Source organism: Leptospira yasudae, assembly GCF_003545925.1.
Lineage (GTDB): Bacteria > Spirochaetota > Leptospiria > Leptospirales > Leptospiraceae > Leptospira > Leptospira yasudae.
Window position 1 is genome coordinate 386,876 of record NZ_QHCU01000002.1, and the last position, 23,837, is coordinate 410,712.

Sequence of the window (23,837 nt, forward strand, 5' to 3'; positions counted from 1 at the left end):
GAGCTAACATGCAAACTACGATTGAAGAAAAAGTCTGGATTGAAGTCGCTCCCATTTCGGAATTCTCCCCGAACGGAGGGACTTGTGCAAAGATTGGGGACGAGCAAATCGCAATTTTTCATTTCCAACAAGAAGATGAGTGGTATGCTTGTGAGAATCGCTGCCCTCATACGGGAGATATGGTTTTATCCAGAGGACTGACCGGTGATTCCCAAGGCGAACCCAAGGTCGCTTGTCCTCTGCATAAGAAATCCTTTTCTCTCAAATCGGGAGAATGTATTTCGGGAGAATCCTATTCCGTCCGCACTTTCCCCGTTAAGGTCGAAGGTGGAACGGTGTATGTTGCCGTAGATTCCTCCATGGTGGCGAAATGAAAAATCCGGGGTGAAGTTATGATAAGCGACGGTTTCGGCAGGAGTTTTCGAACTCTTAGAATCAGCCTTTTGGATCGTTGCAATTTCGCCTGCACTTATTGCGTGGATCGTGAAACCTCGGATTTCGGTTTAAAAAAAACGGATTTATTAAAAACGGAAGAATGGGTTCGCATCGTGAAAGGTCTGCATTCCGCTTTAGATCTGAAGAAGGTTCGTCTCACCGGAGGCGAACCGACTCTTTATCCGGGATTGAAAATTCTCGTTCGAGAAATTAAAAATCTGAATATTCCCGAAGTTTCGATCACGACCAACGGTTCGGTGTTATCCAAACAAATCGAAGAATTGAAAGAAGCCGGACTCGATTCGGTTAATATTTCTTTGGACGGGCTGACGCAGGAATCGTTTCAAACGATGAGCCGCCGTTCCGCATTCAAACAGACGTTAAACGGAATCGATGCGGCGGTTTCGACCGGCTTGAAGGTAAGAATCAACTGCACGTTGGTTCGCGGAAAAAACGAGGATCAGATCATTCCCATTCTTGAATATTCTTGGAGCAAGGGGATTCTTCCGCGGTTTTTGGAACTGATGAAGATGGGTTATCTTCAGAATTCGGATACGGTTCCGGTTTTCAAACAGGATGAAATTTTGGATCGAGTGGAAAGCAGATTCGGAACCCTGACTCCGCAGGTCAGAAAAGAATCCTCCACCGCGAATTATTGGACGACCCAGGAAGGGAATTCCTTCGGAATTATCGCAAACGAATCGGCTCCGTTTTGCAGGGATTGCGATCGTCTTCGCTTGGACAGCAAGGGAAATCTTTACGGTTGTTTGAGTTCCTCCACCGGGTTTCCACTTCCTAAGTTGATGGAACAAGGGATAGAGATGGAACAGATTCTTACGTTGGCGCTGCGTCAAAAACAGGACGTACGGTTTAAAGGAAGCGATCTAACCATGATGGCGATCGGAGGTTGAGATGAACGTAACGGTAAAAACATTCGGAATTTTAAAGGATCATTTTCAATCCGACTTCATTCTCAACTTGGAAACTCCTGTGCGCGTGTTGGACGTTGTCGAAGAAATGCGTAAAAAGAAACCGGCGACGAGCGGGATTTTGGACGTATCCCTTTGGGCGGTTCAGGACAAAATGGTCGGAGCCGATCGAATCGTGGAAGAAGGGGAAGTCGTATTAATACTTCCTCCTTTGAGCGGAGGTTGATATGCATCTTCAAGAAGAACCGATCGATCTCGCATTCTTAATCTCGCAAGGGCACGATCCTTCCAGCGGCGCAGTCGTGCTTTTCAGCGGAGAACCCAGAGACAACGCGGGTACGGATCATAAGAAAGTGACTCATCTCTTTTACGAGGCATATCCTCCTATGGCCGAACCGATGATCGCAAAAATTCTGGAGGAAGCTACCGCGATCTTTCATTTAAAAAAAGCGATCTGCGTTCATAGAACGGGAACCGTTCAACCGGAAGAATCTTCCGTCTGCGTGATCACGACTTCTTCGCATCGAAAAGAAGCGTATGAAGCGAATCGATATATCATCGACCGAGTCAAACACGAGGTTCCGATTTGGAAAAAGGAATTTTACGAAGACGGAACTTCGGAATGGACTCTCAATTGCGCTGGTTGTGCCGCAGGAACGACCGGACATGAACGTTATACACCTTTGAAGGCGCATCGATGACAAAACGAACGCCCATTGGATTGATTCTTTGCGGAGGATATTCCTCGCGTATGGGAAGGGACAAGGGGCTTCTTGTCACCGAAGGGCAGCCGTGGGTCCGCAAACGATATGAACTATTGCGAGAATTTACCGATCGTTGTTTGATCTCGATCCGAAAAGAACAAAGAGCAACGTATCAAAAAGAGGATTCTTCCTTTGAATTCGTGGAAGACATCTTTGAAAATCAAGGACCGATTTCCGGAATTCTTTCCGCACATCTTAGCGATACGACCGCCGATTATTTGGTAATCGCCTGCGATATGCCGATCCTGGATCCAACGATTCTCGTTCGGCTCTTGGAAGAATATCGGAAAGATTCCGGAAAATCAGCGTATGCATGGAGAAGTCAGGATTGTATCGAACCGTTTCCCGCGATTTATACGTCCGAACTATTGAAAAATACATTCAAAAAATGGAATTCTCCTTCTAAAATCGTTTCACCGAGCGGGATTTTAAACGAAGCGAAAACGAAATGGATCGAGTTTGATTCTTCTTCAGCGCTTGAAAACGCATTCATCAATTATAATACCCCGAACGAAATCGGAATCCCTTCGGAGGTCGTCGTATGAATGCGGAATACGGAAAAGTTTATTTGGTCGGCGCGGGTCCTGGAGATCCGGAGCTTCTTACGCGAAAGGCTGTCAAAATTCTCCGCATGGCGGAAGTGGTTCTTTACGACGACTTGGTTTCTTCTAAGATATTGAAACTCTGCCGTAAAAAAACCGAATTGATCTACGTGGGAAAACGGTTGGGACAGCACAGTTGTCAGCAAATCGATCTCAATCAAAAGATCGCGGATGCCGCTCTGCAATATAAAACCGTGATTCGACTCAAAGGCGGAGATCCTTCCATTTTTGGACGAGTAGGCGAAGAAGTCGAATTCCTTTTGAATTTGGGAATCGAATGCGAGATTGTCGCCGGTATTACGACCGCTTCCGGCGCGGTTGCGAGCTTGGGCTTTCCGCTTACGCATCGCGAATATTCCAAAGAAATTCTTTACGTTACGGGTCACGGAAAGAATGGAAAAAATTCTCAGAGCTTCAAAAATCTTTCCTGTGAAGGAAAAACTCTCGTCGTTTATATGGGTTTGAATTCACTCAAAGAGATTGTGGATGATCTGGTTGAAAGTGGAAATCCGGAAAGTCTTCCCGTCGGCATCGTGGAAAACGCGACGCTCGCGCATCAAAGAATCGTTACGGGAAATTTGGGAAACATTCGTGTTGTAGCCGAAAAGAGCGAAGTCAGTTCGCCTGCGCTTCTGATTATCGGAGACATCATCGATTATTATCTGAAAATGGATTCTCTTCGAGCGCTCATCCATCGTCCTTATACTTTCAGTTAGGACAAAAGAATGATCGATATTACGGAAAAAAGAACCAGCCTTCGTTCGGCGACGGCTGAGGGGTTCGTATATTGTACGCCCGAAACCTTGAAAAGAATTAAGGAGAATACTCTTCCGAAAGGCGATCTTTTCGGAGTCGCAAAGGCAAGCGGTTTGCTCGCATCCAAAAAAACTTCCGATCTGATTCCTCATTGTCATCCGGTAAACATCGATTCGTTCGATCTTACGTTCGAATTGGTGGAAAGGGGCGTAAGAATTCTCGCAAGCGGTAAATCGATCGGAAAGACCGGAATCGAAATGGAAGTGTTGACCGGTTTGAGCGTCGCCGCTCTGACGATTTACGATTTGTTAAAACCGATCGACAAGGAACTGGAGATTTCTTCCGTTCGTCTTTTGGAAAAGAAGGGCGGTAAGAGCGAGATGCAAATTTCCAAATTTGCGGATGGAGCAAAAGCCGCTATTCTGGTTTGTTCCGATTCCACGTTTGCGGGCAAACGAGAGGATGCTTCCGGCAAAGTCATCGAATCTATATTCAAAGAATCGAATGTAGAATTGGCCGATTACCGGATCGTTCCCGACGAACCGGAGGAGATTCGAAAAAAAATTCTTTCTTGGGTCGAACTCGGAATCGATCTCATCGTAACCACGGGAGGAACTGGCCTCGGGCCGAGAGACAATACGACGGATACGGTCAGAGCTTTATTGGATCAGGAAATACCAGGAATCGCGGAAGCGATGCGATCCTTCGGACAAGACAGAACTCCGTATGCGATGTTGTCCCGTTCTTTAGCGGGGAGAATCAAAAAGACTTTAGTCGTATGCGTGCCGGGCAGCTCCAACGGCGCAAGAGAAAGTCTCAAAGCGATTTTTCCGGCGATCTTTCACGCAAAAAAAATGATGCGGGGAGAAGGTCATTGATCTCCATCGAAGAGGCGATCTCGAAAATTCTGTCGCAGGTTCCTAAGTCGGAGATCGAAGTTCTTTCCTTAAAAGAAAGTCTCGGAAGAGTATTGGCTCAGGATATTTCCGCGGATCGGGATTATCCTCCTTTTCCTCGTTCGACTATGGACGGTTATGCGATCCGTAGCGATCGATATGAATCAGGCAAAATCTATCATTGTAAAAAAGAGATCTTTGCGGGAATGGAATCCGTTCTCGATCCCGGAGAAGAAATCGTTAAGATCATGACGGGTGCGGCCGTTCCTGCGGGTTTGGACGCAGTGATTAAAATCGAGGAAAGCGAAGAAGTCTCCAAAAATTCCTCCGAAACGCATGTGCGATTGAACTCGAAAAAAGTATTCCCTTATTTGAATATAGCTCTTCAGGGAGAGGATTTAAAACGGTCCGATCTCGTTTTAAAAACGGGCATGAAAATCCTGATGTCGGAAATTTCTTTGCTGGCTTCGTTAGGAATCGATCGGGTTTCCGTGAGTTCTCTTCCGAAAGTTACGATCATCTCCACCGGTAACGAGGTCATTCCGATCGACGCAAAACCGAGTCCGGTTCAGATTCGGGATTCCAATTCGTATTCTTTGCTTGCAATGTTGCGCAAATACGAAATCATCCCTCAGGCCGTTCTTCTTGTTCCGGATGAAGAATCGAAAATCACCCAAGCTTTGGAACAAGGATTGAATTCGGACATTCTTCTTTTGTCCGGCGGAGTTTCGATGGGAAGTATGGATTTGGTTCCGCCCTTGTTAAAGCGACTTGGAGTCGAAGAGATTTTTCACAAGGTTCATCTCAAGCCCGGTAAGCCGATTTGGTTCGGTCGCAAGGGAAAAACCGCAGTGTTCGGTTTGCCCGGAAATCCGTTCAGCGTTCAGGTTTGTGCGAGAATTTTTTTGGATCCTTATATCCGATCGTATCTCGGTTTGCATAGTCTACCGGCTCAAAGATATTCATTTTTTGGAATGCGTAAAAAGAAGAATTCTTTGCCGGAATACTTTCCGGTTTGTTTCGAGACGAACGAACTGACCGGAATCGCGGCAAAGTCGTTTAACGGAAGCGGCGATATTCGAGCGGGATTGTCTTCGGACGGAATCGCCTTACATCCCGCGGATCGATCGGAAATCAACGACGGAGACGTTTTAGATTTTCTTCCTTGGTGATTTTGCGGCGGTTTTTCGTTTCGTCGGTCCGGATTTTTTGGCGCCAAGTTGTTCGATCATCTTAAGAATTCGATTCGTTCTGGTTTCGGCGTTTTTAGCTTCCAAGATCGATTCGATAAATTCCCGTTTGTGGGACCAAGATAGTGATTCGAAGGTCTGTTTCGCGTCCTTATTTTTGTAAAACGACTTGGTTACGTCTTCCGGTAGTTTTACGGTCTTCTTCGCATAATCGATGTATTTGGAAAGTTCCGGTCGTTTTTGTTTTTCGGCCTTTGAACCGCCTTTTTTAACGGTGTCGGATTTTTTAAACCGAACTGCGGACCAAGTATCGTTTAAGGAGATGAGCGCGATTCCGTCGTATCCGATTTCGGTAATGGGTTCCCATCCGTGATCCCGATCCAAGTCCGTTTTGATTCCGGAAGATTTTTTCGGATAGGCGATCCAAAGCAACGTATCTTCGCGGAGTGAAGTTACGATTTTTTTAAAAGCGGATTTCAAAGAGGAAGCCGAACCCGCAAAAAGAAGAATTCCGTTCGCTTCGGACCCTCGGTTCGTAAGTTCAATCCCTCCGATCGAAGAAGGATTTGTTCGTGTTTCATTCGAGGCGACGAACAATCGATTCCCTTCTTTGAGTTTCATCTTTTTGATTACGTCCGGATTCAATTCGATCATAAGGCGTTACGAAACTTGCGGCGATTCTTACGATCGAAGAACCCGTTTTCCGTCGAAAACGTTTTCCAACAATTCCGCGAGATCGCTTTTGCGAAACGGCTTTCTAAGACTTGCATGGAAACCGTATTCCTTCGGGGAAGAGATGATCGGATCTTCCGAATAACCGCTGGAAGCGATCGCAATCACATCGGGATCGATCTTTCTGATTTCGGAAATCGTTTTTTCACCGCCCATTCCGCCGGGAATCGTAAGATCGAAAATCAAAACATCGAACGGCTGACGCGAATCTCTTGCTCTCGTAAAAAGTTGAATGGCTTCGGCTCCGTTCTTTGCATGTGCCGTCGTATAACCCATTCTTTCCAACATATCCGAAAAAATCTCGAGAATGAATTCTTCGTCGTCCATAATGAGAATTTTTCCGCGGCCTCTATGATATTTCAGATCGCGTTTATGAACGTCTTCGATTTTATTCTTGGACATCGGAAGATAAATGTTGAACGTGCTTCCTAAACCCGGTTCGGAGATGACTTCGATTCCTCCGTCGTGTTTTTGAATGATGGAATACGAAGTGGCGAGTCCGAGTCCGGTTCCTTTTTGTTTCGTCGTAAAGAACGGTTCGAAAATTCGGGAAAGAAGGTCCTTGGGAATTCCGATTCCGCTGTCCTTCACGGAGATGAGAGCATATTCACCTCCTTGCAAGTGTTTCGAGTTGTCTTTCGGAAGATAGGTATTCTTTGCGGTGACTTGAATCGTTCCTCCCAACGGCATGGATTGAATGGAATTGATGATGATATTTTCGATAACTTGATGGATTTGGTTTTCGTCGAAATCGCAAAGACAAAGGTTCGGATCGATATCGAAATGACAGGAAACGTTCGAGCCGCTCAACGCGAAAAGAACGCAGTCGTTTAACAACGGCGCTAAAGAACCGGTTTTCCGAATCGGTTTTCCTCCTTTTGCAAAGGTAAGAAGCTGTTGCGTCAAATCTCTCGCGCGGTTGAACACGTTGATCGCTTTATCGAGATGCCTTGCGATCGGATCATCCTCGCTGACCTTTTCGCGGGCAAGATCGATATAACCGAAAATTCCGCCGAGTAAGTTGTTGAAGTCGTGAGCGATTCCACCCGCGAGTACTCCCAGACTTTCCAGCTTTTGAGCGTGCAACAATCTTCGTTCTAATTCAAGCCGATCGGATTCCGCCTTTTTTCGATCGGTGATATCGGTGCCGATGCTGATCGTTCCGATCACGTCTCCCTCTGCGTTTTGAAGGAGCGTGTTATCCCATTGAACTAGTCTTTTTTCACCGCTTCTCGTCTTGAGATAATTATTGTAATGCAAGGGAAGAGTTTTCGTTTTGACTGCGTCCTTAAAGATAGAGCGAACTTGATCTTTCTCTTGTTCCGGTAAAAAATAATCGAACCAGTTTTTACCGATGATTTCTTCCCGTTTCCATCCGCTCAGGTTCAAAAAATAATCGTTGCAAAAGGTAATATTCGCCTCGGAATCGAGACCCAATCCGATCAGATTTATATTTTCAAGAGTTACTCTGAATCGTCTTTCGGATTCGATCAAAGCCGTTTCAGCGGCTTTTTGTTCTTCGGTTTCCTTTTTTAAAAGAAGGAAGTAGCGATTCAATATGAAGAATAATAAAACCGTCGTGGTCGTAACGAAGGCCCAGCCTTTGTATGTCTGCAGAGTGGTAAGAATGAAAGGATCAAACGACAATAAACTGATAAATTGATCGGAAAAAAAAATCCAAGCCGATGCAAGAAGCAAGTATAAGAAAGAAATTCGAGCGGGTGCTGAGATCGGCAAATTCTTAATCATATATTGTAAGTTATAAAATGATACTTTCCTATTTCGAATGGGAATTCCAATTTATTTTCGACGATTTTATCTTTTCAATTTCGGGAAAGTATTTTCCGGATTTGAGATTGTTCGCGAAAGATTTATTTTATAACCCTTTGTACTTAGTTGTCGATTTCATTTTTCTTTGGAAACTAGGAAGTTCTTCGCTTTCGTTTCTTTGTTTTTGATAAAAGTCTCCTGCAATTTTTTTAATCCGACTTCGCGAAAAAATGAAACCCGCTTTCGCGTTCGAATTCAGGTCAAAATGATCTTGTAAGACGACGCAGATCCTTAAGATTGTGCCCTAATGATTTCAGCTCTGCGTTTTTTTCTTCCCGCAAAACCGAAACCGCTTTTACCGAAAGATGAAATTGATCGCCAGTATCCTCGATTTCGGTGGAGGATTTTAGAGGCCACCTTTATCGGTTATGCGGTTTTTTATCTGGTCAGAAATAATTTCCCCGTCGTTTCGAAAGAAATGGGGGAGGCTCTTCATTACAGCCAAGAGCAGATTACGAATATTCTCGCGGTGACTGCGATCACGTATGGTCTTGGAAAATTTGTGATGGGCGCTTTGTCCGATCGAAGCAATCCGAAATACTTTATGCCCTTGGGTTTGGTTTTAACCGCAGTTTGTAATTTTGTTTTCGGAGCCTCCGGTTCTTACGAGGTTCATTTTTATCTCTGGGCTTTGAACGGATTGGTGCAGGGAATGGGTTGGCCTCCTTGCGGACGTTCTCTCGGACATTGGTTCGGAGTGACGGAAAGAGGAGCTAAGTTCGCGATTTGGAATATAGCTCATAATGTGGGCGGCGGTTTGGTCGGCGTTGTCGCCGCTTACAGCGCGGCTTGGTGGGGTTGGAGAAACGCGTTTTATATTCCCGCATCGATTGCGATCGTAACGGCTGTGTATCTTCTTTTTCGATTAGTGGATACTCCGCAGTCCGTGGGTCTTCCTCCGATCGAAGAATATCAAGAGGATCCGGAAAAAGAATCCAGAATTTCCGCACAAGAACAGGAAAGGGAACTGTCGTTTCGGGAAATCATAGTCGGTTCCGTATTAAAAAATTATTATATTTGGACGTTTGCCCTAGCCAACTTTTTCGTCTATGTGGTTCGTTATAGCTTAACGGATATCGGTCCCACATACCTCAAGTTCGCTAAAGGGGCAACGCTGGAAAAAGGCGGAGTCAGCACACTGATTTACGAATTCGCCGGAATCGGTTCCACGCTTTTGGTGGGCTGGGGTTCGGATAAACTCGGAGGTAAAAGGGGAATGGTGAGTTTTCTTTGTATGCTCCCCATTTTATCCGCTTTGATCGCCTTGTTGTTTACCCCACCGGGTCATCTCTGGTTGGATTTGACGTTGTTCGGCGTCGTCGGCTTTTTTATTTACCCGCCTGTGATGTTGTTAGGCGTTGCCGGTTTGGATTTTACCTCCAAAAAAGCGGTGGGAACCGCAGCGGGATTTATCGGTTTGTTCGGATATTTGGGAAGAACCGCGCTTTCGAAAGCGGTCGGGTGGTTGAGCAAACAACCCGACTTTCATTGGGAACAATCGTTGTATTTGATCATCGCCTCGACTTTGATCGCTCTCGCGCTGCTCGCGATTACTTGGAGCTGGAAACCGAAGGCCTAAGAAGCCTTCGGGGAAAGTTTAAATTTCTAAATCCTTTCGCTCGTTAAAAGACATTCAGAAATCTTAAAGTTCTACGCAGATAATGTTTGCGGAAGAGCCCAACGCGTCGCATGTGGGGGCGAAATACGAGAGCGCGTTTGAATCCACACTTCCCGCCCACCCCGTCATTCCCTCCGCTGAGGATAAGCCGCTGGTCCAATTACCGCAGTTTTGACCTAATAAAACGGTCCAAGTATTGTCCATTCCCGTAATATAACCGCAGGCAGGGCTTCCCATCGCAGGACAAGCGAACGCGGCGGTAACTCCCGCATTACTGCTGACTTTGTTATTCCAAGAAAAAGGAAGAATGGCCCCGCTATTGGAGTTTGCGATAATCGTGGTCGTGTTGTCTCTGTAATATGTGTAAAGCGGTTTTAAAGGCCAGTCGCTGCTTGGAGTCGGTAACGGTTTCCTGGTCGAAGTTCCGATCATAGCTCCGACGGAGCCGGTAATATAACCCGGTTTATTCGAGTTGCAGATCGTATCCGCTCCGGCTTTTCCGCCAGTGTTACCGGTTCCGCTCGCAATCGGAGCAAGATACATTCTTTTATCATTATCGGTGATCGTAACGTCCGAAGTCACGGAAACGTTAGTCGCGCTTCCGATCGATTGAGCCACCCTGGCTGTGATCGTCTCGCTCTCATTTGCAAAATCGGGAGTGCCGGTTTCGTTCGTAGCGTTGACCGTACGGTTGACGGCCGTCGTGGAAAGAGTGGTCGGTAATGCGGAAGTGACGCTCAGGTTTGAAGGAAAACTAGGATAGGTCACGCTTACGGACGAACCCGCAACCGGTCCCGGCGGATGAGAAAGACTCAGAGAAAAATTATTCGAGGGATTGGAAGTACCTTCCACAATCGTAAGGGTTGAAGTAATCACGACCGAATAACAATAAACGTCGATATCCGTAACTGTTGCGGAGGCCGTACCGGAATAATTATAAATATTACAGGAAAGATTCGTGGGAAACGAAGAAATGGAAACATTATAAGCGGAACCGCTGCTCAAAGAAGAAGAGAATTGATAACTCCCAGCGCCTCCCGTAATGCCCGGAGAAGTGGGCGTAAGAACCACGTTGGAACTTCCGTTGGAAAGGGTAATACTCCCGCTTACCAATCCGGAAATATGTCCGCCGTACGTTACACCGCCGCTTCCGCTCGACCCACCGCTTTGTTGATTGCCGTTTACGGGAGTATTTACGACTTCGGTGGCAACGATTTGGATCACGCCGCCTAAACCTTTGGAAGCGTCGAACTGAACCTTGTCCGCTTGGGCGCATTGTAAAAAGATCAAAATAGGAATGAGAAAAAGGGTTTGTTTACGCATAGGAATTCCCTCACTCCGTTTAACCGTTGGTATAAAATTTATTGACTAGTTTCCGACAATTTATAAAAAAAAATCGATAATTTTCGTTCTATAAATCGGGAGCTTTGGTTGAATAGAACGGTCTGTTGGAAACGGATTGCTCGCATCCCTTTCCGGAAGGTGAGAATTCCGCCTTGATCTCCCGTATTCGATTCTGGTCGGAAAACCGGCAGTTTTTACACTTGCCTTCCCTTCTTACCCTAAAAAAGTTTCAGATATGGTACACCCTTGGCATGATATTTCACCCGGCGATCAAGTTCCGGAAATCGTAAACGGCGTCATCGAAATCAAACGCGGCAGCCGTGCAAAATACGAAGTCGATAAAGAATACGGAATTCTCAAACTCGATCGGGTTTTGTATTCTTCTTTTTATTATCCGGCCAACTACGGATTTATTCCTCAGTCGTATTGCGGAGATCATGATCCGCTCGACATTCTCGTTTTATCGCAAGTGGAACTCGAACCTCTGTGTTTAGTTAAAGCGAAAGTAGTGGGAGTGATGAGAATGTTGGATTCGGGAGAAGAAGACGACAAGATCATCGCGGTCGCTGCAAATGATATGTCCGTAAATCATATCAACGATATTTCCGAACTTCCTCCGCACTTCACGTTGGAACTCAAACACTTCTTTGAAGATTACAAAAAACTCGAAAACAAAACGGTCGTCATTGAAGAATTTCAGAACGCAGAATTAGCGAGAAAGATCGTATTGGATTCTTTGGAATTGTATAAGAAAACGTTTCCGAAAAAATGATTCTTCTTTTCGTGCAAAAAACGTCCGCGGCGAACCGGGACGTTTTTGAACGGAAGAATTCTTCGCTTAAACTTGTCCGGGAAAATCTCCGGGTTTTGTTCTCCATCTTCTGTGAACCCAAAAGTATTGTTCGGGATACAATCTCACTTCTTCCTCTAAGGCTTTCGTCCAAACTTCCGTATAATGACGGATCGCTGCTTCGCGATCGGGAAAGGCTTTCTTATCCACATAACCTAAGTCTTTTACGCGAACGATTACCTTTCCGTGTTCACCGCAAAGAACCGAATACAAAAGCATCTTGGCTCCGGTGAGATAGGCCATCAATGCGGGGCCTTGATATGTGGAAGCGGGACGATTGAAGAAGTTTACGAAGATTCCCACCTTTCCCGCGTTTTGATCCGAACCGAATCCTACCCAATATCCCTGCTTCAACATCTTCGTGACTTGGCTGGATTCTTCGGTGGAAACGAGTCTGATGTTGTTTTTCGTTCTGAGTCTATAAATCAGTTTATCTACGAACGGGTTTCTTACCTTTTTATAAATCCCTCCGCCTTTCATGCGGATTCCCATAAACTGAACGAGGATTTCCCAAGTACCGAAGTGACCCGAAATTAAAACGACTCCGACTCCTTCTTCGTTGGTTTTCTTTTCGATCGCTAAAGATTCCGGATCGTATACGAGATAACGATCCATCCATTTTTGGTTCAAGCGCGGCGCGAATAAGGTTCCCGCTACGAGGTTTCCGATATGGAGAATACTCTTCCAGACGAGTTCTTTCTTTTGCGCGTCCGTATATTCCGGAAATGCGTGTGATATATTATCATACGCGATCTTTCTATGCTTTCTCGCAAACGGATATAAAAGAATGACAAGAAATCTTCCGTATAAAAGACACAAACGATACGGTAAAATTCGGAACGGAAGATAAAAAAGATAAACAAAGATAAAAGACGGTATATAACGAATCAAGGTATCCCCAAGAACTAGTTTTTACAGCGTGTTCTAAAAACGAATCTCTTAGGATCGAAAAGGTCAAGCTGCAAGGTCTGTCGAAAAGGACAGGTTCTTATGCAAAGGGACAGTTTTCCGCGCGGATTGACAAGCAAAAGAACAGCGCATTTTCACCGCCTTTATTGTAGAATCAAACTAAGCAAGGTTTCATTCTTTGTTTTAAAAACGGAGTCTCCGAGAGTTGACCGCAAAGGGCAGGTTGTAAATTCTGGAATTTACCTTTCCATTTTTTTTACGATCTCCTTGCTTGCTTAAAGAAAAATCTTGTACTCGAAAGAACCCATGGACAATCTGAAAACCTCCGTACATGAAATCTATCTTTCTCTTTCCGGAGAAGGAATTTCCACCGGCATCCCCACCGTGTTCGTTCGTATGGCCGGTTGTTCTCTTCGATGCGGAATGACGATCGGCAGACGATTGTGGTGCGATACTCCGTACGCTTTGTCGCCGAGCGCGGGAGAAGAGATGAGTTTGAATCAGGTCCTGGATCGGATTCAAGAATTGAGTCCGGTGCAAACGCAGATTCTTCTTACCGGAGGCGAACCGCTGGAAGGAAAAAACAGAGACTTCAGCGTCGCATTGGGCGAAGAAATTTTTAGAATCAGAAACACGAACGGCTCTTATCCAAGACCGAGAGTGGAAACAAACGGAGCCGAATCGATCGAAGGATTGGATCACTTCGTTTTTACTTTGGATTATAAGCTTCCGGGTTCCGGTATGGAAGATCGGATGAATCTGAAGAATTTGGAAATCTATAAAGAAAGAAAGAATGAGTTGGATGAGATTAAGTTTGTGATCCGGGATCGAATCGATTTTGAAAGATGTTTGGAAGTCATCGAAAACAGGAAATTATCGGGAAATCTTTTAGCTTCTCCCGTTCAGGGAGAATTGTCCGCGGAACTTCTCGCGGAATGGATGAAGTCTTCTTTAGGTTCGGGGCTTCGTCTTTCTTTGCAAACGCATAAATACATTTGGGGCGATAAGAGGGGAGTTTAGTTGGAAGATACTCTGCAGCTCAGCCTCGATTTCGAATCCAATCCGCGCTCCGGTTATCGCGGGGATTTTTGTTATTTGACCAATTCTCCCGAATCGGGAATCGGAAAGATCGCGTCTTCGGGCGAAGGCAAGTTTACGATCGAATTCGCTTCCACCGCTACGAAAAAGACGGTGTCGGAAAATTCTCCTTACTTGAGAATTCTTCCGGGTTATCCTTCTCCTCTGAGAAACGTAGGCGAACAAGCCGATTTGATGGACTTATCTCTTACCGCGTACGAACTCAAGCTCACTCACGCATTCGATAAACTTTCGGCGCTTTCCAATTCGAGAACGAGACTTCTTCCGCATCAGATCGAATCCACGTATATCGTCGTGAACAGTTTGCGACCTCGATTCATCCTCGCGGACGAAGTGGGATTGGGGAAAACCATCGAAGCCGCTCTCGTGATGAAGGAACTGATCTTTCGTCGAGGTTACAAAAAAGTTCTGATCGTCGCACCTTCTCCGCTTTTGGTTCAATGGCAACAGGAGCTGAAGAATAAGTTCAACGAGGACTTTGAAATCGTTAAGCGAAAGAACTTCCACACGGACGGAGATAAAAACTGGAAAAACTTCCAGCACGCGATCACTTCCGTCGACTTCATCAAAAATCCGAAATACGCGGAAGAAATTCTCAAAACGAAATGGGACATCGTCATTTTCGACGAGGCACACAGACTCAGAAGGGATTATCACAAAATCACGCGAGCATATCTTTTTGCCGAAAAAATTTCCAAAAAGTGCGAATGCCTTCTTCTTTTAACCGCGACTCCGTTCCGAGGAAAACTCGAAGAACTCTATTATCTCATGCATCTGATCGATCCGAATATTTTGGGTCCGTATCATACATTCGTAAACGATTATATTCTCGGAAACAAAACCGATCTCAAGGATAAGATCTCGAAAGTCCTTTTACGAAGAAGAAAGGTGGAAGTCGGCGGGTTTACGAAACGATTCGCCAAAACCGTCAGAATCGAACTTTCTCCAGTCGAACGGGAATTTTACGAAGAAACCACGAACTACGTCCGAAGAGAATACAATCTCGCAATGAGAACGCAGAACCGCGCGATCGGATTCGTGATGATCGTGTTTCAGAAACTCTTGGATTCTTCCGTGTTCGCTCTTTTGTCCGCTCTTACAAAACGAAAATTCCTTTTGGAGAATCGATTCCATCATATCAAACAAATGGAATCCAAGTTGGAAGAATGGGATCTCGACGAAACCGAAGACGTGGAAGAATTCGTTTCCGGTTTGGACGAATCGGTTCAACTCGATCTCCAGAGTTTAAAGCGGGAACTTCTTTCCCTGAATCGTTTGATTTTGCTCGGTAAAAAAATCAAAGAGGACAAGAAGTCCATCAAGTTGAAAGAAACGATTTTGAAACTTCAAAAAGAAGGACATTCAAAATTCATCATATTCACGCAGTTTAGAACGACTCAGGATTTTTTGGCTTCCGTTCTTGCCGATTTCCAAGTGACCTTGTTTCACGGTTCTCTCAGCGCGGACGCGAAAGAAAGGGCGATCGTGGAATTTAAGACGAAGACCGAAATTTTGATTTGTACCGAAGCCGGAGGGGAAGGGCGAAATCTTCAGTTTGCGAACGTTCTTTTCAATTACGATTTGCCTTGGAGTCCCCTCAAGATCGAACAAAGGATCGGAAGGATTCACCGTTTCGGACAAAAGGACAACGTGTTCATCTTCAACTTTGCGAGCAAGGATACGGTTGCGGAAAGGATTCTGGAGGTTCTTACGAATAAGATCCGTCTTTTCGAGGAATCGATCGGATCTTCGGACGAACTGTTGGGCGCGATCGAAGACGAGTTGGATTTTAATTCTTCCTTTATGAAGTTCGTTACGGGCAATAAATCGAAAATCGAAATGGAGGACGAGATCGACAATCGGATCAAGATTGCAAAGAAGGGGTTTGAAAAACTCGGCGCGCTCGTGACTCCGAAACTCATCGACTTCAATCTTCAGGACTATTACAGTCACACTTTGGAAGAGCGTTCGTTTAACAATACGCACTTGGAAGAATTCGTTTCTCGTTTTACTCGAACCTTTCCCGAAGACGCGGGATTTAAACTGGTCCGAAAAAAGCCGCAGATCTATGAAATCGATTCTCCGCAATATAAAGGAAAGCTCGGGACCTTCGATTCGGAACTCGCGTTGCAAAACGACAGTCTGGAATTTTTAGCGTTCGGTCATCCCTTGATCGATAAGACGGTTTCGTATCTCATCCAAAATCAAAAAGGATGGAGCACTACCTTTCATTCCATTTCCAACAAAGAATATTACGTTTTTCTTGTGGAATTTCAATTCTCGCTGAAGCGCACCGAGTTGTTTTATTTCGAGGCGAATCCGCGCACCGGAACCGTAAAACGAATCGAAGAACTTCCCGAAGAACTCCGCGAATCGCAAACGACGAACAAAGCCGGATCGTCCGAGGCCTCCGGCCCCGCACTTCCCGCCAACGTGGAAGAGAATTTAATCCGAACCTTTCTCGTTTTGGATGAAATCGTGGAATCCAGAAAGAAGGAACTCGGAGATCAAACCTTGGACCTCTTTCAAAAGGAAGAATTTAAAATCCGAACCAGCAATCAGAACACTTTGAGACAGCTTGAGGAAAAACTCATGCGTCAGGAAGCCGCGTTCAAATGGGAAGGAAAGCCCGAGAAAAAATCCGCGATGAACCGAACCCGAAACGAGATTCAAAAGGTGAAAGAAGACTTCGATCGGGAGCTCCGCAAAGTAAGAAACGGCAAGACGATCCAACATCGTTTTCAACTTTTCCAAGTATATCTTCCGAACTGAGCCGTCGGGAGTTTTCCTGCTCGACATCCGATTTTGATCGGGGTTTCTGGACCTTAGTACTTGGAACGGAGTTCGACGACGTGAAACTTTCCTTAGATTGGATGAACGATTTTACACCTTTAAAGGAGGTGGGACTCGACGCGATTTTAAAGAAGATCGCGATCTCGGTTTGCGAGATAGACGGGGCCGATCCGTATCGTCCCGAGTTGGACTTCGTAAAGATCGTTAAAATCGAATCGCTCGAAAAACATCCCTCCGCAGATAAACTTCAGATCGCTCAGGTTTCCACCGGGTCCTCCCAAGCGCAGATCGTAACCGGCGCAACCAACGTAAAAGTGGGCGATCTGGTTCCGCTTGCAATTCCCGGCGCAAAACTCGGCGATAAGGAAATTTTAGAATCGGAACTCAGAGGCGTAAAAAGTTCGGGAATGCTCTGTTCCGAAAAGGAACTTTCTCTTGCGGAAGAAAGCAACGGAGTTTGGATTTTAAACGGACTCGAAGGAGCCGAAGTCGGAAAAACGATCCGTTCCTTCTTACATTACGATGATATAATATTCGATGTTGATAATAAATCCATTACGCACAGGCCGGATCTTTGGAACCATTACGGTTTTGCGAGAGAACTCGCTTCCCAGCTTCGTCTGCCGATCGAGTTTAACCCGTTCGAATCTCTTTGGAACTTCGATCTTTCGATTCCCGTTCCGAAAGTAATCGAAAATCAAAACGCTCATTCTTACTATGCTTCTTCGATTCAAGGAATTTCGATTCTTCCTTCGACCCGGAAATTTCAAGCTCGTCTTCAGAAATGCGGAATTCGAGTGATCAACAACGTCGTGGACGTTTCCAATTACGTGATGCTTGAAATGGGCCAACCGACTCACTTTTTCGATAAGAAGTTTCTGGAAGGTCAAGGCGGAGTTTCTCTCGAAGTTTCGTATGCGAAGAAGGGCGAAAGTTTCGGTCTTTTGGACGATACTTCTCCCGCACTGGAAGAGGAAATTCTCCTCATTCGCAATCAAGGAAAACCGGTCGCGATCGCGGGCGTTATGGGAGGAAAAGAATCCGCCGTTTCGAACACTTCCACCGAAGTCGTAATGGAATCCGCCGTGTTCGCAAGAGAAAGAGTTCGTAAGTCCATTCGTTCCACAGGAATCCGTTCCGATTCTTCCGTTCGTTACGAGAAGGGGCTTGAGGCGACTACGACTCTTCCGGTGATTCGCCGCGCTCTAAATCTGTTAAAGCAAAACGGTTGTCCTTCGCTGAAGGCTTCCGAGCCCGCGGGATTTTTACACACTCCTCATAAGGAAGTTCGCATTCATACGAACATCCACTTTATCAACACCAAACTCGGAGTGACCTTGTCTCAAGGAGACATCACCGATATATTAGAAAGATTGCATTTTGTCGTTTCTTGGAAAGGGGATCACCTCGAAGTACTGGTTCCCAAGTTCCGTCACAACTACGACGTAACGATTCCCGAAGACCTCGTGGAAGAGATCGGAAGAACCAGAGGATACGATACGATTCAGGTGACTCCTTTGTTGGCCGAGGTCAAAACGCCGATCCGAAATCTCAGCCGGGAATTGGAAAGAAAGTGTAAGACGTTTTTTGCGGGAACTCTCGGGTATCACGAGGTTTACAACTATTCGTTTCAATCCTTAAAGGAGAACGAACTCGACGGGGACGCGAAACTTTCCGTCAAAATCAAAAACGAAATGCCCGAGGAACAATCGGTACTTCGAAATTCTCTTTTGCCTTCGTTGTTGAAGAATATCCGGACGAATCAGGATCGTTTTGCGAACATTCCGATTTTTGAATTCGGAAGAGCGTATTTCAATCTTCCCGAGCCGGATAACGAAAAGAAATTTTTATCTTACGCGGTTTCCTTCGACCGCAAGAGCTCCGAATCCGATCTGAAGCTTTTGGAAGAGGATTTCTTAAAGGTAAGAAGGGAAATCGAATCTCTTTTGGATTCCATTAAGATTTTCGATTATACCTGGGAGATCAAACAGGAAGCGGTCTTTCATCCGGGCGCCAGTTTATCCTTAATCGTAAATTCGCAAAGAATCGGAAACCTCGGCTACGTTCATCCCGCGGTTTTGGATTCGTTCGAATTGAAAAAGCGCGTGATCTACGGTTCTTTCGAATTCGAAAAACTCGTGGAATTCTGGAACGCGAATCGTAAGGTTTCTCGTTTTGTCGCTCCTTCTCAGTTTCCGGAAGCCGAAATAGATCTTTCGATTTTGGTCGGAGAAAAGGAAAATTCGAACGTATTTACCGATCTCGTTTCCAAGGAGAATATCCCAGAACTTCAGGAAAGCTGGGTGTATTCGCAGTTTACGGGCGGGAACGTTCCCGAAGGCAAACGATCGGTCAGTTATCGTTTCCGATTGGTGAACTACGAAAAGACGTTCACTCAGGAAAGAATCAAGGAAATCTCGGATCAACTGGTCGCGCTTGCGGGCAAGAACGGATTCGTTTTAAGATAAAACGTCCGTTCTCGACTTCAAATTTTCCGAATCCGTTTCGATTGCTATATTAGAAAATTCTAACCTTTTGAAAAGGAATCGTAAGAATGAAAATCCACGAAACCGCCTTTATCCATCCGCAAGCCACGGCGATCGGACTTGTAGAAATGGGTCCGTATTCTTCTCTTTGGCCGGGAGCCGTGATTCGGGCCGATATGAATCGGATCGTATTGGGAGAAGGCGTCAATATACAGGATAATTCGACGCTTCATACGGATTCAAACCGCGGGATCACGATCGGCGATTATACGTTAGTCGGTCATAATGCAATGTTGCACGGTTGTACGATCGGGAGAGGATGTCTGATCGGAATCGGAAGCGTGATTCTCGACGAAGCGGAAGTCGGAGACGGCGCGATGGTAATGGCGGGTTGTATGGTTCGCGGAGGAAAAAAGATTCCACCCGGTGCGATGGTCATTCAGAAAAACGGAGAATTAAAAATCTTCGAAGGGAAGGCCAAGCCGGTTTTCAGCGTCGCCGGATGTTTGGAATACATCGCTCTTTCCGAAAGATTTAAAAAAGGAATTTTCGGTCCGTTTACGCCCGAAGAGGAAATTGAGTTTCAGAACCGCGCAAAAGGAATTCTCCGGAAAATGGGAATTCCTTTTAAAGAGTAGCGTATTCGATTTTTCGAATATTACAGTTTTTCGAATTTTCCTAACAGTTCGAGAACTTTCGGTCCTTTCGTTTTGGCGTCCTTGTCCAAAAAAGTTCCCGTAAATACGTGAGCCTTTTTATCCACGATAAAAACGCGTTGATAGTTGTGGACCTTGAAATTCTTACCCGCTATCGCTTGTTCGAATCTGCTTTCCAGAAGAACGGATTCGATTCCGTGGATCTTGGATTTTTGCGGAGGGTTGATCATTTCGTATTTTTGAAATACGGTAGGATACAAACCCGTGACTGCGGAAGCATAATCGTCCAAGCTGATTTCTCTCGGCTGTCTGGAAAGATCTTCCATCGTATAATTGACGTTCGTGTTGAACATTCCCGCTTCGGGACTTCCTTGAGGAAATTCGAAAAGGAAGAAGTTGATTCCAGCCACGTCCAAAGCCTTTTTGATCGTACCCGTATTATCGGAGTTAGCCGCGACTTCTTTCGCTTGATTGATGAGATTGGGGTTATCGTTAAAATGCCAGCCTTCGTAGTTAAGGCCGAGCCCGAGGGATGAAATTTGAACCACCTTTGCATTCGGGTCCAAAGCGTGTTCCTTTTTACAATTCAGAATCACGAAAGCGAATACGAGAAGGGTTGCTACAATTCGGATTGGATTTTTCTTCATACGACGATTGCTCCTAAGAATTGGAAAGATTAACTTCTTCGTTAAAAAAAGCGACTCAATTTATTCCAGGAAATCGAAATTGAAGTGGAACCGGCATGAACCCGTTTTGTTTCGGAACGAAAAAAGACGGAAATTGAGGAAAGCGTAATGTAAAAGAACGTTTCCAATCGAGGGTAAAAATAAAAAAGCCGGTTGAAAAACCGGCTTTCGTAGATCAAAGATCGAGTTCGATCCTAACTTAGAACGCGAAAGAGATCAAAACCTTGAATCTTGTAAAGATGTCCGCTGCGGAAAATCCGAAGAGAAGAAGAAGGAAGAAGAAACCGGAACCGAAGATCACTCGGTTCATTACGGTGTCATACTTTAAGTGCATAAAGTATCCGAGAACCAAGGAAGCTTTCGCGGTTGCAACCGCCATCGCGATAATTACGTTCATTGCGCCGAAGTCGATTCCCGCGACCCAAACCGTTACGAATGTGAAGAAAATCAAAGTAGCAAAGATGATCGCGTATGTTTGAACGGAAATAATGTGATGCGAGCCGTGGCTTTCTTCCGCGTGAGCCGGAGCTGCAGGAGCGCCTTTTAATTTTTCTTGCCCTCTTAAAACCGCGTCTTGAAGAGCTTTACCGAGTTTGTTGTCTTTGTTTCTTGCGATAAAGTCTTGCAGTTTGTTTTCTTCTAAAACTTGAGAAAGAAAGTTAACGGTAAATCCTGCGAGAGTCGCATTGACGATCGCTCCGGCTCCGACTACAAACCCGGTAAAGGGAATCAAGAACCCGATGCTAACGATTACGTAAAGAGCGTAGTTTAAAAACAGTTCCATTTTATATCCTGAATTTGGACCGCAGGCTTCTGCGGATGGTATTCCGGGCGGGTAAACCGCAACCTGTAGGACATCCTGACAAGGTCTAAAAAAGCCTCAAGTACATTTCAATGGAGAATCCGTTTCCGCCATTCCGAATAGAACGTTTGGATTCTTTCCCGTATCGGCTCCGAAGAATTCTTTAGAAAACGCAAAAGAACCCAGGAAGTTCCATAGGATTTTCCGGAAAAAAATCGGTCCGGGGTCAACGGAAGAATTTCCAGTCCTTGAGTGTTTCCCCAGTTGAAAATCCATTCGGAATAGTTCTCGATCGGTTTTTGCAAAGGCAATGGGAGAATGCAAAGTTCGAAATCGAAGTTCTTTTTCGATCTTTGAAAGAGATCGGATCGGGAAAGTTCGAGAAGAATTCTTCCCATGGACCAACGAAAGTTCGCTTCGCTCAGCCTTCGGATTTTTTGTATATTTTGAGAATAGAACTCAAAACCATCGATTGCGACCGGGCCCGTGTAATCCGATGCGAACGTCTTCGCTAATGGTTCCACAATCGGATCGATCTGCGAAGAATAGAATTCGGATTCTTTTTCTGAAGGAAGGTATGCTCCGGAGTATTTTCCGGTTTCGTCGCAGATTTGGATCGTGCTTCCGGAAAAGGTCGGAACTCCGGCGGAAAAATCGTACAAGCACGAAAAGTCCTGTGTCCGTTGCACCCAAGGTTCGGCGACGCAGGGAAACCAAGCGGATTCTTTTTCGGAATTCCGACCATCCGGATCATTCTCCGTTGCAAATGAAGAGAACTTAAGAATTTTATGTCTTCCGGAAAAACTAAATTCCGGTTTGAGAACGATCCGATCCTCACGGAATTCCGACCATTCCTGGATCAACGAAGACAGATGGGATGACTTCTCCAAAACCCGCGCCGGAAGATCCTGAAAGTCGAATTCCGATTTCCAATGCGTCAGAAGAAGTTTCGAATTCAATCTCCTGGAAAGATCGGCTTTCGCGGCCGAAAAGAGAATTTCTCCCGAATTGCTGAGATCGGAAACTGCACCCCATTCTTCCCAAACGCACGCTGAATCGAGGGAAGGGAGATTTGATTTTGTCGAATTTATCTGAAGATTTTGAGCCGAGTTTCTCTTTAAGAGTTCGAAGCTGCAAAACTCCGTTCCTCTGGTTTTCCAAAATGCAGTCCAACCTGGATCGGGTCGTTCGCTTAAAAGCATCGTCGTTTTCGGATTGGTGATGGACTGGAATAAAAAAAACAAATTCTCCAGAGATCTGTTTTTCAAATCCAATCTCGGAGGAGCAATCGAAGACGATTTCAATTCTTCCTCAAAAAATCCGTTGAATCTGCAATAACGAGTCATAATCTCCTAAAAAATTTTAGTTTGTAAAATCAAGAACAGGGGATCAGAATTTCGATAATCTGAATAAGGGTAAATCTATGAACATCCGTATTTTATCATTTCTGACAATTCTTTCTTTGGCCGGACTGAACGCGGCGCCTAACAAGGTTTTGACCTTGGAAGAAAAGGAAGAATTGAAACAGATCGAAGCCGTGCGTAAAGGCGGTTTTACGGATATCGAAGTAGATAACCTGCACGCGTCGATCGCCGGAAACATTTTAAGAATCAATAATCTTCTCAATAACGAGACGTATAAAAAAGCGCTTCGTTACATCGAGGACGAACCGCGCGAAGCCGCTAAGTTCTTATTTCAAGACAAAGAGAATAAACAATATCTCGAACTCGATTTGGGTTTGGGTCAATCGTTTGCGGATTACCCGAAGACCTACCTCTATCAATCAAGAATTTATATTTATCCCGGAACGGACGGACAATCGTTGGAAAAAATCATTCTTCAGTTCAAAAGAACGAACGCGAAGGGAGAAGTTTTTATCCGCGAGATGCGGCGTTTGATCAACAATTCTCCGAAAGGACCGACTTTCACACAGGACGGAAAAAGAACTCCGAACAACAACAGTGAAATTCTTTTGGAATTCTTTTCCAGTCACGACACCGATTTTCTTTGGCCGGACAATCCGATTCAACCGGTTCCTGCGAGTGTGACCACCAAGCTACATGACGCGGCAAATCCTCTTCCGTATAATAAACAGAGACAGATCATTCTTCAGTACAAACGGTATATGAGAAAGGTCGATAAGATGGTGAGTTTAAAACTCCACACGATGGAATTGGATCAAAAGAGAATGATCTCTAAAATGCTCGAATTCCGTTGACCGTTTGTCGATTTTAAATCGGAAAGTCGGATCTTCGATTCAAATCAAAGGCCGCGTTGATCGCGGCTTTTTTACGCCTTGTCCAAAACTTAATTTTTCCGGATCACAAAACTTGGCCGCAATAAGCGGTTCGCTGAGTAATTTTGCACAGCCGATCTTGGTTCGCGTTCTTTTTTTGGGTAAATACTTATGAGAAAGAGTTTTGTGATTCGAAAACAGTGAGGGTGTGCGTGCAGTTCACTT

22 protein-coding genes are annotated in these 23,837 nt (G+C 45.2%); 15 read left to right on the forward strand and 7 right to left on the reverse strand.

The window, feature by feature from the left end; all coding sequences use genetic code 11:
• Positions 1-8: 8 nt before the first annotated feature.
• From nirD to DLM76_RS07055, 8 genes are read left to right on the forward strand one after another with little or no spacing between them, the layout of a single operon-like run.
• Complete coding sequence (gene nirD, locus DLM76_RS07020) at positions 9-374, forward strand: nitrite reductase small subunit NirD (protein ID WP_118954270.1); 366 nt, start codon at positions 9-11, stop codon at positions 372-374.
• An 18-nt stretch (positions 375-392) separates the two neighbouring features.
• A complete protein-coding gene (gene moaA, locus DLM76_RS07025) occupies positions 393-1,346 on the forward strand; it encodes a GTP 3',8-cyclase MoaA (protein WP_118964764.1) in 954 nt (317 codons plus the stop codon).
• 1 nt (position 1,347) lies between these two features.
• Positions 1,348-1,590, forward strand: a complete 243-nt coding sequence (locus tag DLM76_RS07030) for a MoaD/ThiS family protein (RefSeq protein ID WP_118964765.1) — start codon at positions 1,348-1,350, stop codon at positions 1,588-1,590.
• A 1-nt stretch (position 1,591) separates the two neighbouring features.
• Complete coding sequence (locus tag DLM76_RS07035; RefSeq protein WP_118954267.1) at positions 1,592-2,065, forward strand: molybdenum cofactor biosynthesis protein MoaE; 474 nt, start codon at positions 1,592-1,594, stop codon at positions 2,063-2,065.
• Entirely contained in the window at positions 2,062-2,673 is a 612-nt protein-coding gene (gene mobA / locus DLM76_RS07040; protein WP_118964766.1) for a molybdenum cofactor guanylyltransferase, read from the forward strand. Before DLM76_RS07035 ends, mobA begins: the two co-directional genes overlap by 4 nt.
• Entirely contained in the window at positions 2,670-3,446 is a 777-nt protein-coding gene (gene cobA / locus DLM76_RS07045; protein WP_118954265.1) for a uroporphyrinogen-III C-methyltransferase, read from the forward strand. Before mobA ends, cobA begins: the two co-directional genes overlap by 4 nt.
• Before the next feature lie 9 nt (positions 3,447-3,455).
• Positions 3,456-4,364 carry a bifunctional molybdenum cofactor biosynthesis protein MoaC/MoaB gene (moaCB, locus tag DLM76_RS07050; RefSeq protein WP_118954264.1) on the forward strand — a complete coding sequence of 303 codons (909 nt, stop codon included), beginning with the start codon at positions 3,456-3,458 and terminating at the stop codon, positions 4,362-4,364.
• Positions 4,361-5,554 carry a molybdopterin molybdotransferase MoeA gene (locus DLM76_RS07055; RefSeq protein ID WP_118964767.1) on the forward strand — a complete coding sequence of 398 codons (1,194 nt, stop codon included), beginning with the start codon at positions 4,361-4,363 and terminating at the stop codon, positions 5,552-5,554. Before moaCB ends, DLM76_RS07055 begins: the two co-directional genes overlap by 4 nt.
• Here the strand turns inward: DLM76_RS07055 and DLM76_RS07060 are convergent.
• Together DLM76_RS07060 and DLM76_RS07065 are read right to left on the reverse strand one after the other, a co-directional pair.
• Entirely contained in the window at positions 5,534-6,226 is a 693-nt protein-coding gene (locus DLM76_RS07060) for a YdeI/OmpD-associated family protein (RefSeq protein WP_118964768.1), read from the reverse strand. The two genes, DLM76_RS07055 and DLM76_RS07060, sit on opposite strands and share 21 nt — an antisense overlap.
• Positions 6,227-6,253: 27 nt before the next feature.
• Complete coding sequence (locus DLM76_RS07065) at positions 6,254-8,053, reverse strand: hybrid sensor histidine kinase/response regulator (RefSeq protein ID WP_118954261.1); 1,800 nt, start codon at positions 8,051-8,053, stop codon at positions 6,254-6,256.
• Between the two features lie 328 nt (positions 8,054-8,381).
• Here DLM76_RS07065 and DLM76_RS07075 point away from each other — a divergent pair, with 328 nt between their 5' ends.
• Positions 8,382-9,713, forward strand: coding sequence for an MFS transporter (locus DLM76_RS07075; RefSeq protein WP_118964769.1), 1,332 nt, complete (start codon positions 8,382-8,384; stop codon positions 9,711-9,713).
• Between the two features lie 63 nt (positions 9,714-9,776).
• On the opposite strand, the gene DLM76_RS07080 is transcribed toward DLM76_RS07075, so the two are convergent.
• The gene (locus DLM76_RS07080) at positions 9,777-11,075 is read right to left on the reverse strand and encodes a DUF1554 domain-containing protein (protein ID WP_118964770.1); all 1,299 of its coding nucleotides are present in this window, start codon (positions 11,073-11,075) and stop codon (positions 9,777-9,779) included.
• Between the two features lie 256 nt (positions 11,076-11,331).
• Here DLM76_RS07080 and DLM76_RS07085 point away from each other — a divergent pair, with 256 nt between their 5' ends.
• Positions 11,332-11,868, forward strand: coding sequence for an inorganic diphosphatase (locus tag DLM76_RS07085; RefSeq protein WP_118954257.1), 537 nt, complete (start codon positions 11,332-11,334; stop codon positions 11,866-11,868).
• A gap of 66 nt (positions 11,869-11,934) precedes the next feature.
• On the opposite strand, the gene DLM76_RS07090 is transcribed toward DLM76_RS07085, so the two are convergent.
• The gene (locus tag DLM76_RS07090) at positions 11,935-12,837 is read right to left on the reverse strand and encodes a lysophospholipid acyltransferase family protein (protein WP_118964771.1); all 903 of its coding nucleotides are present in this window, start codon (positions 12,835-12,837) and stop codon (positions 11,935-11,937) included.
• 306 nt (positions 12,838-13,143) lie between these two features.
• Between DLM76_RS07090 and DLM76_RS07100 the strand changes: the two genes are divergently transcribed.
• The 4 genes from DLM76_RS07100 (at position 13,144) to DLM76_RS07115 (ending at position 19,870) form a co-directional block, all read left to right on the forward strand.
• On the forward strand, positions 13,144-13,875 hold the full coding sequence (locus tag DLM76_RS07100; protein WP_225913438.1) for a 7-carboxy-7-deazaguanine synthase QueE: 732 nt from the start codon (positions 13,144-13,146) through the stop codon (positions 13,873-13,875).
• Complete coding sequence (locus DLM76_RS07105) at positions 13,876-16,725, forward strand: DEAD/DEAH box helicase (RefSeq protein WP_118964772.1); 2,850 nt, start codon at positions 13,876-13,878, stop codon at positions 16,723-16,725.
• Positions 16,726-16,805: 80 nt separating this feature from the next.
• Positions 16,806-19,214 (forward strand): phenylalanine--tRNA ligase subunit beta, encoded by a 2,409-nt coding sequence (gene pheT, locus DLM76_RS07110; protein ID WP_118964773.1) that lies wholly within the window; start codon positions 16,806-16,808, stop codon positions 19,212-19,214.
• An 86-nt stretch (positions 19,215-19,300) separates the two neighbouring features.
• Positions 19,301-19,870, forward strand: a complete 570-nt coding sequence (locus tag DLM76_RS07115; protein ID WP_118954252.1) for a gamma carbonic anhydrase family protein — start codon at positions 19,301-19,303, stop codon at positions 19,868-19,870.
• 20 nt (positions 19,871-19,890) lie between these two features.
• Here DLM76_RS07115 and DLM76_RS07120 read toward each other — a convergent pair whose 3' ends face one another.
• The 3 genes from DLM76_RS07120 to DLM76_RS07130 form a co-directional block, all read right to left on the reverse strand.
• On the reverse strand, positions 19,891-20,535 hold the full coding sequence (locus DLM76_RS07120) for an LIC_13215 family putative lipoprotein (RefSeq protein ID WP_118954251.1): 645 nt from the start codon (positions 20,533-20,535) through the stop codon (positions 19,891-19,893).
• A 238-nt stretch (positions 20,536-20,773) separates the two neighbouring features.
• Positions 20,774-21,358, reverse strand: coding sequence for a cytochrome C oxidase subunit IV family protein (locus DLM76_RS07125; protein ID WP_118954250.1), 585 nt, complete (start codon positions 21,356-21,358; stop codon positions 20,774-20,776).
• Positions 21,359-21,465: 107 nt separating this feature from the next.
• Positions 21,466-22,722, reverse strand: a complete 1,257-nt coding sequence (locus tag DLM76_RS07130; RefSeq protein WP_118964774.1) for a hypothetical protein — start codon at positions 22,720-22,722, stop codon at positions 21,466-21,468.
• A 77-nt stretch (positions 22,723-22,799) separates the two neighbouring features.
• On the opposite strand from DLM76_RS07130, the gene DLM76_RS07135 reads away from it, so the two are divergent.
• Entirely contained in the window at positions 22,800-23,594 is a 795-nt protein-coding gene (locus DLM76_RS07135; protein WP_118954248.1) for an LIC13212 family protein, read from the forward strand.
• Positions 23,595-23,837 lie beyond the last annotated feature (243 nt).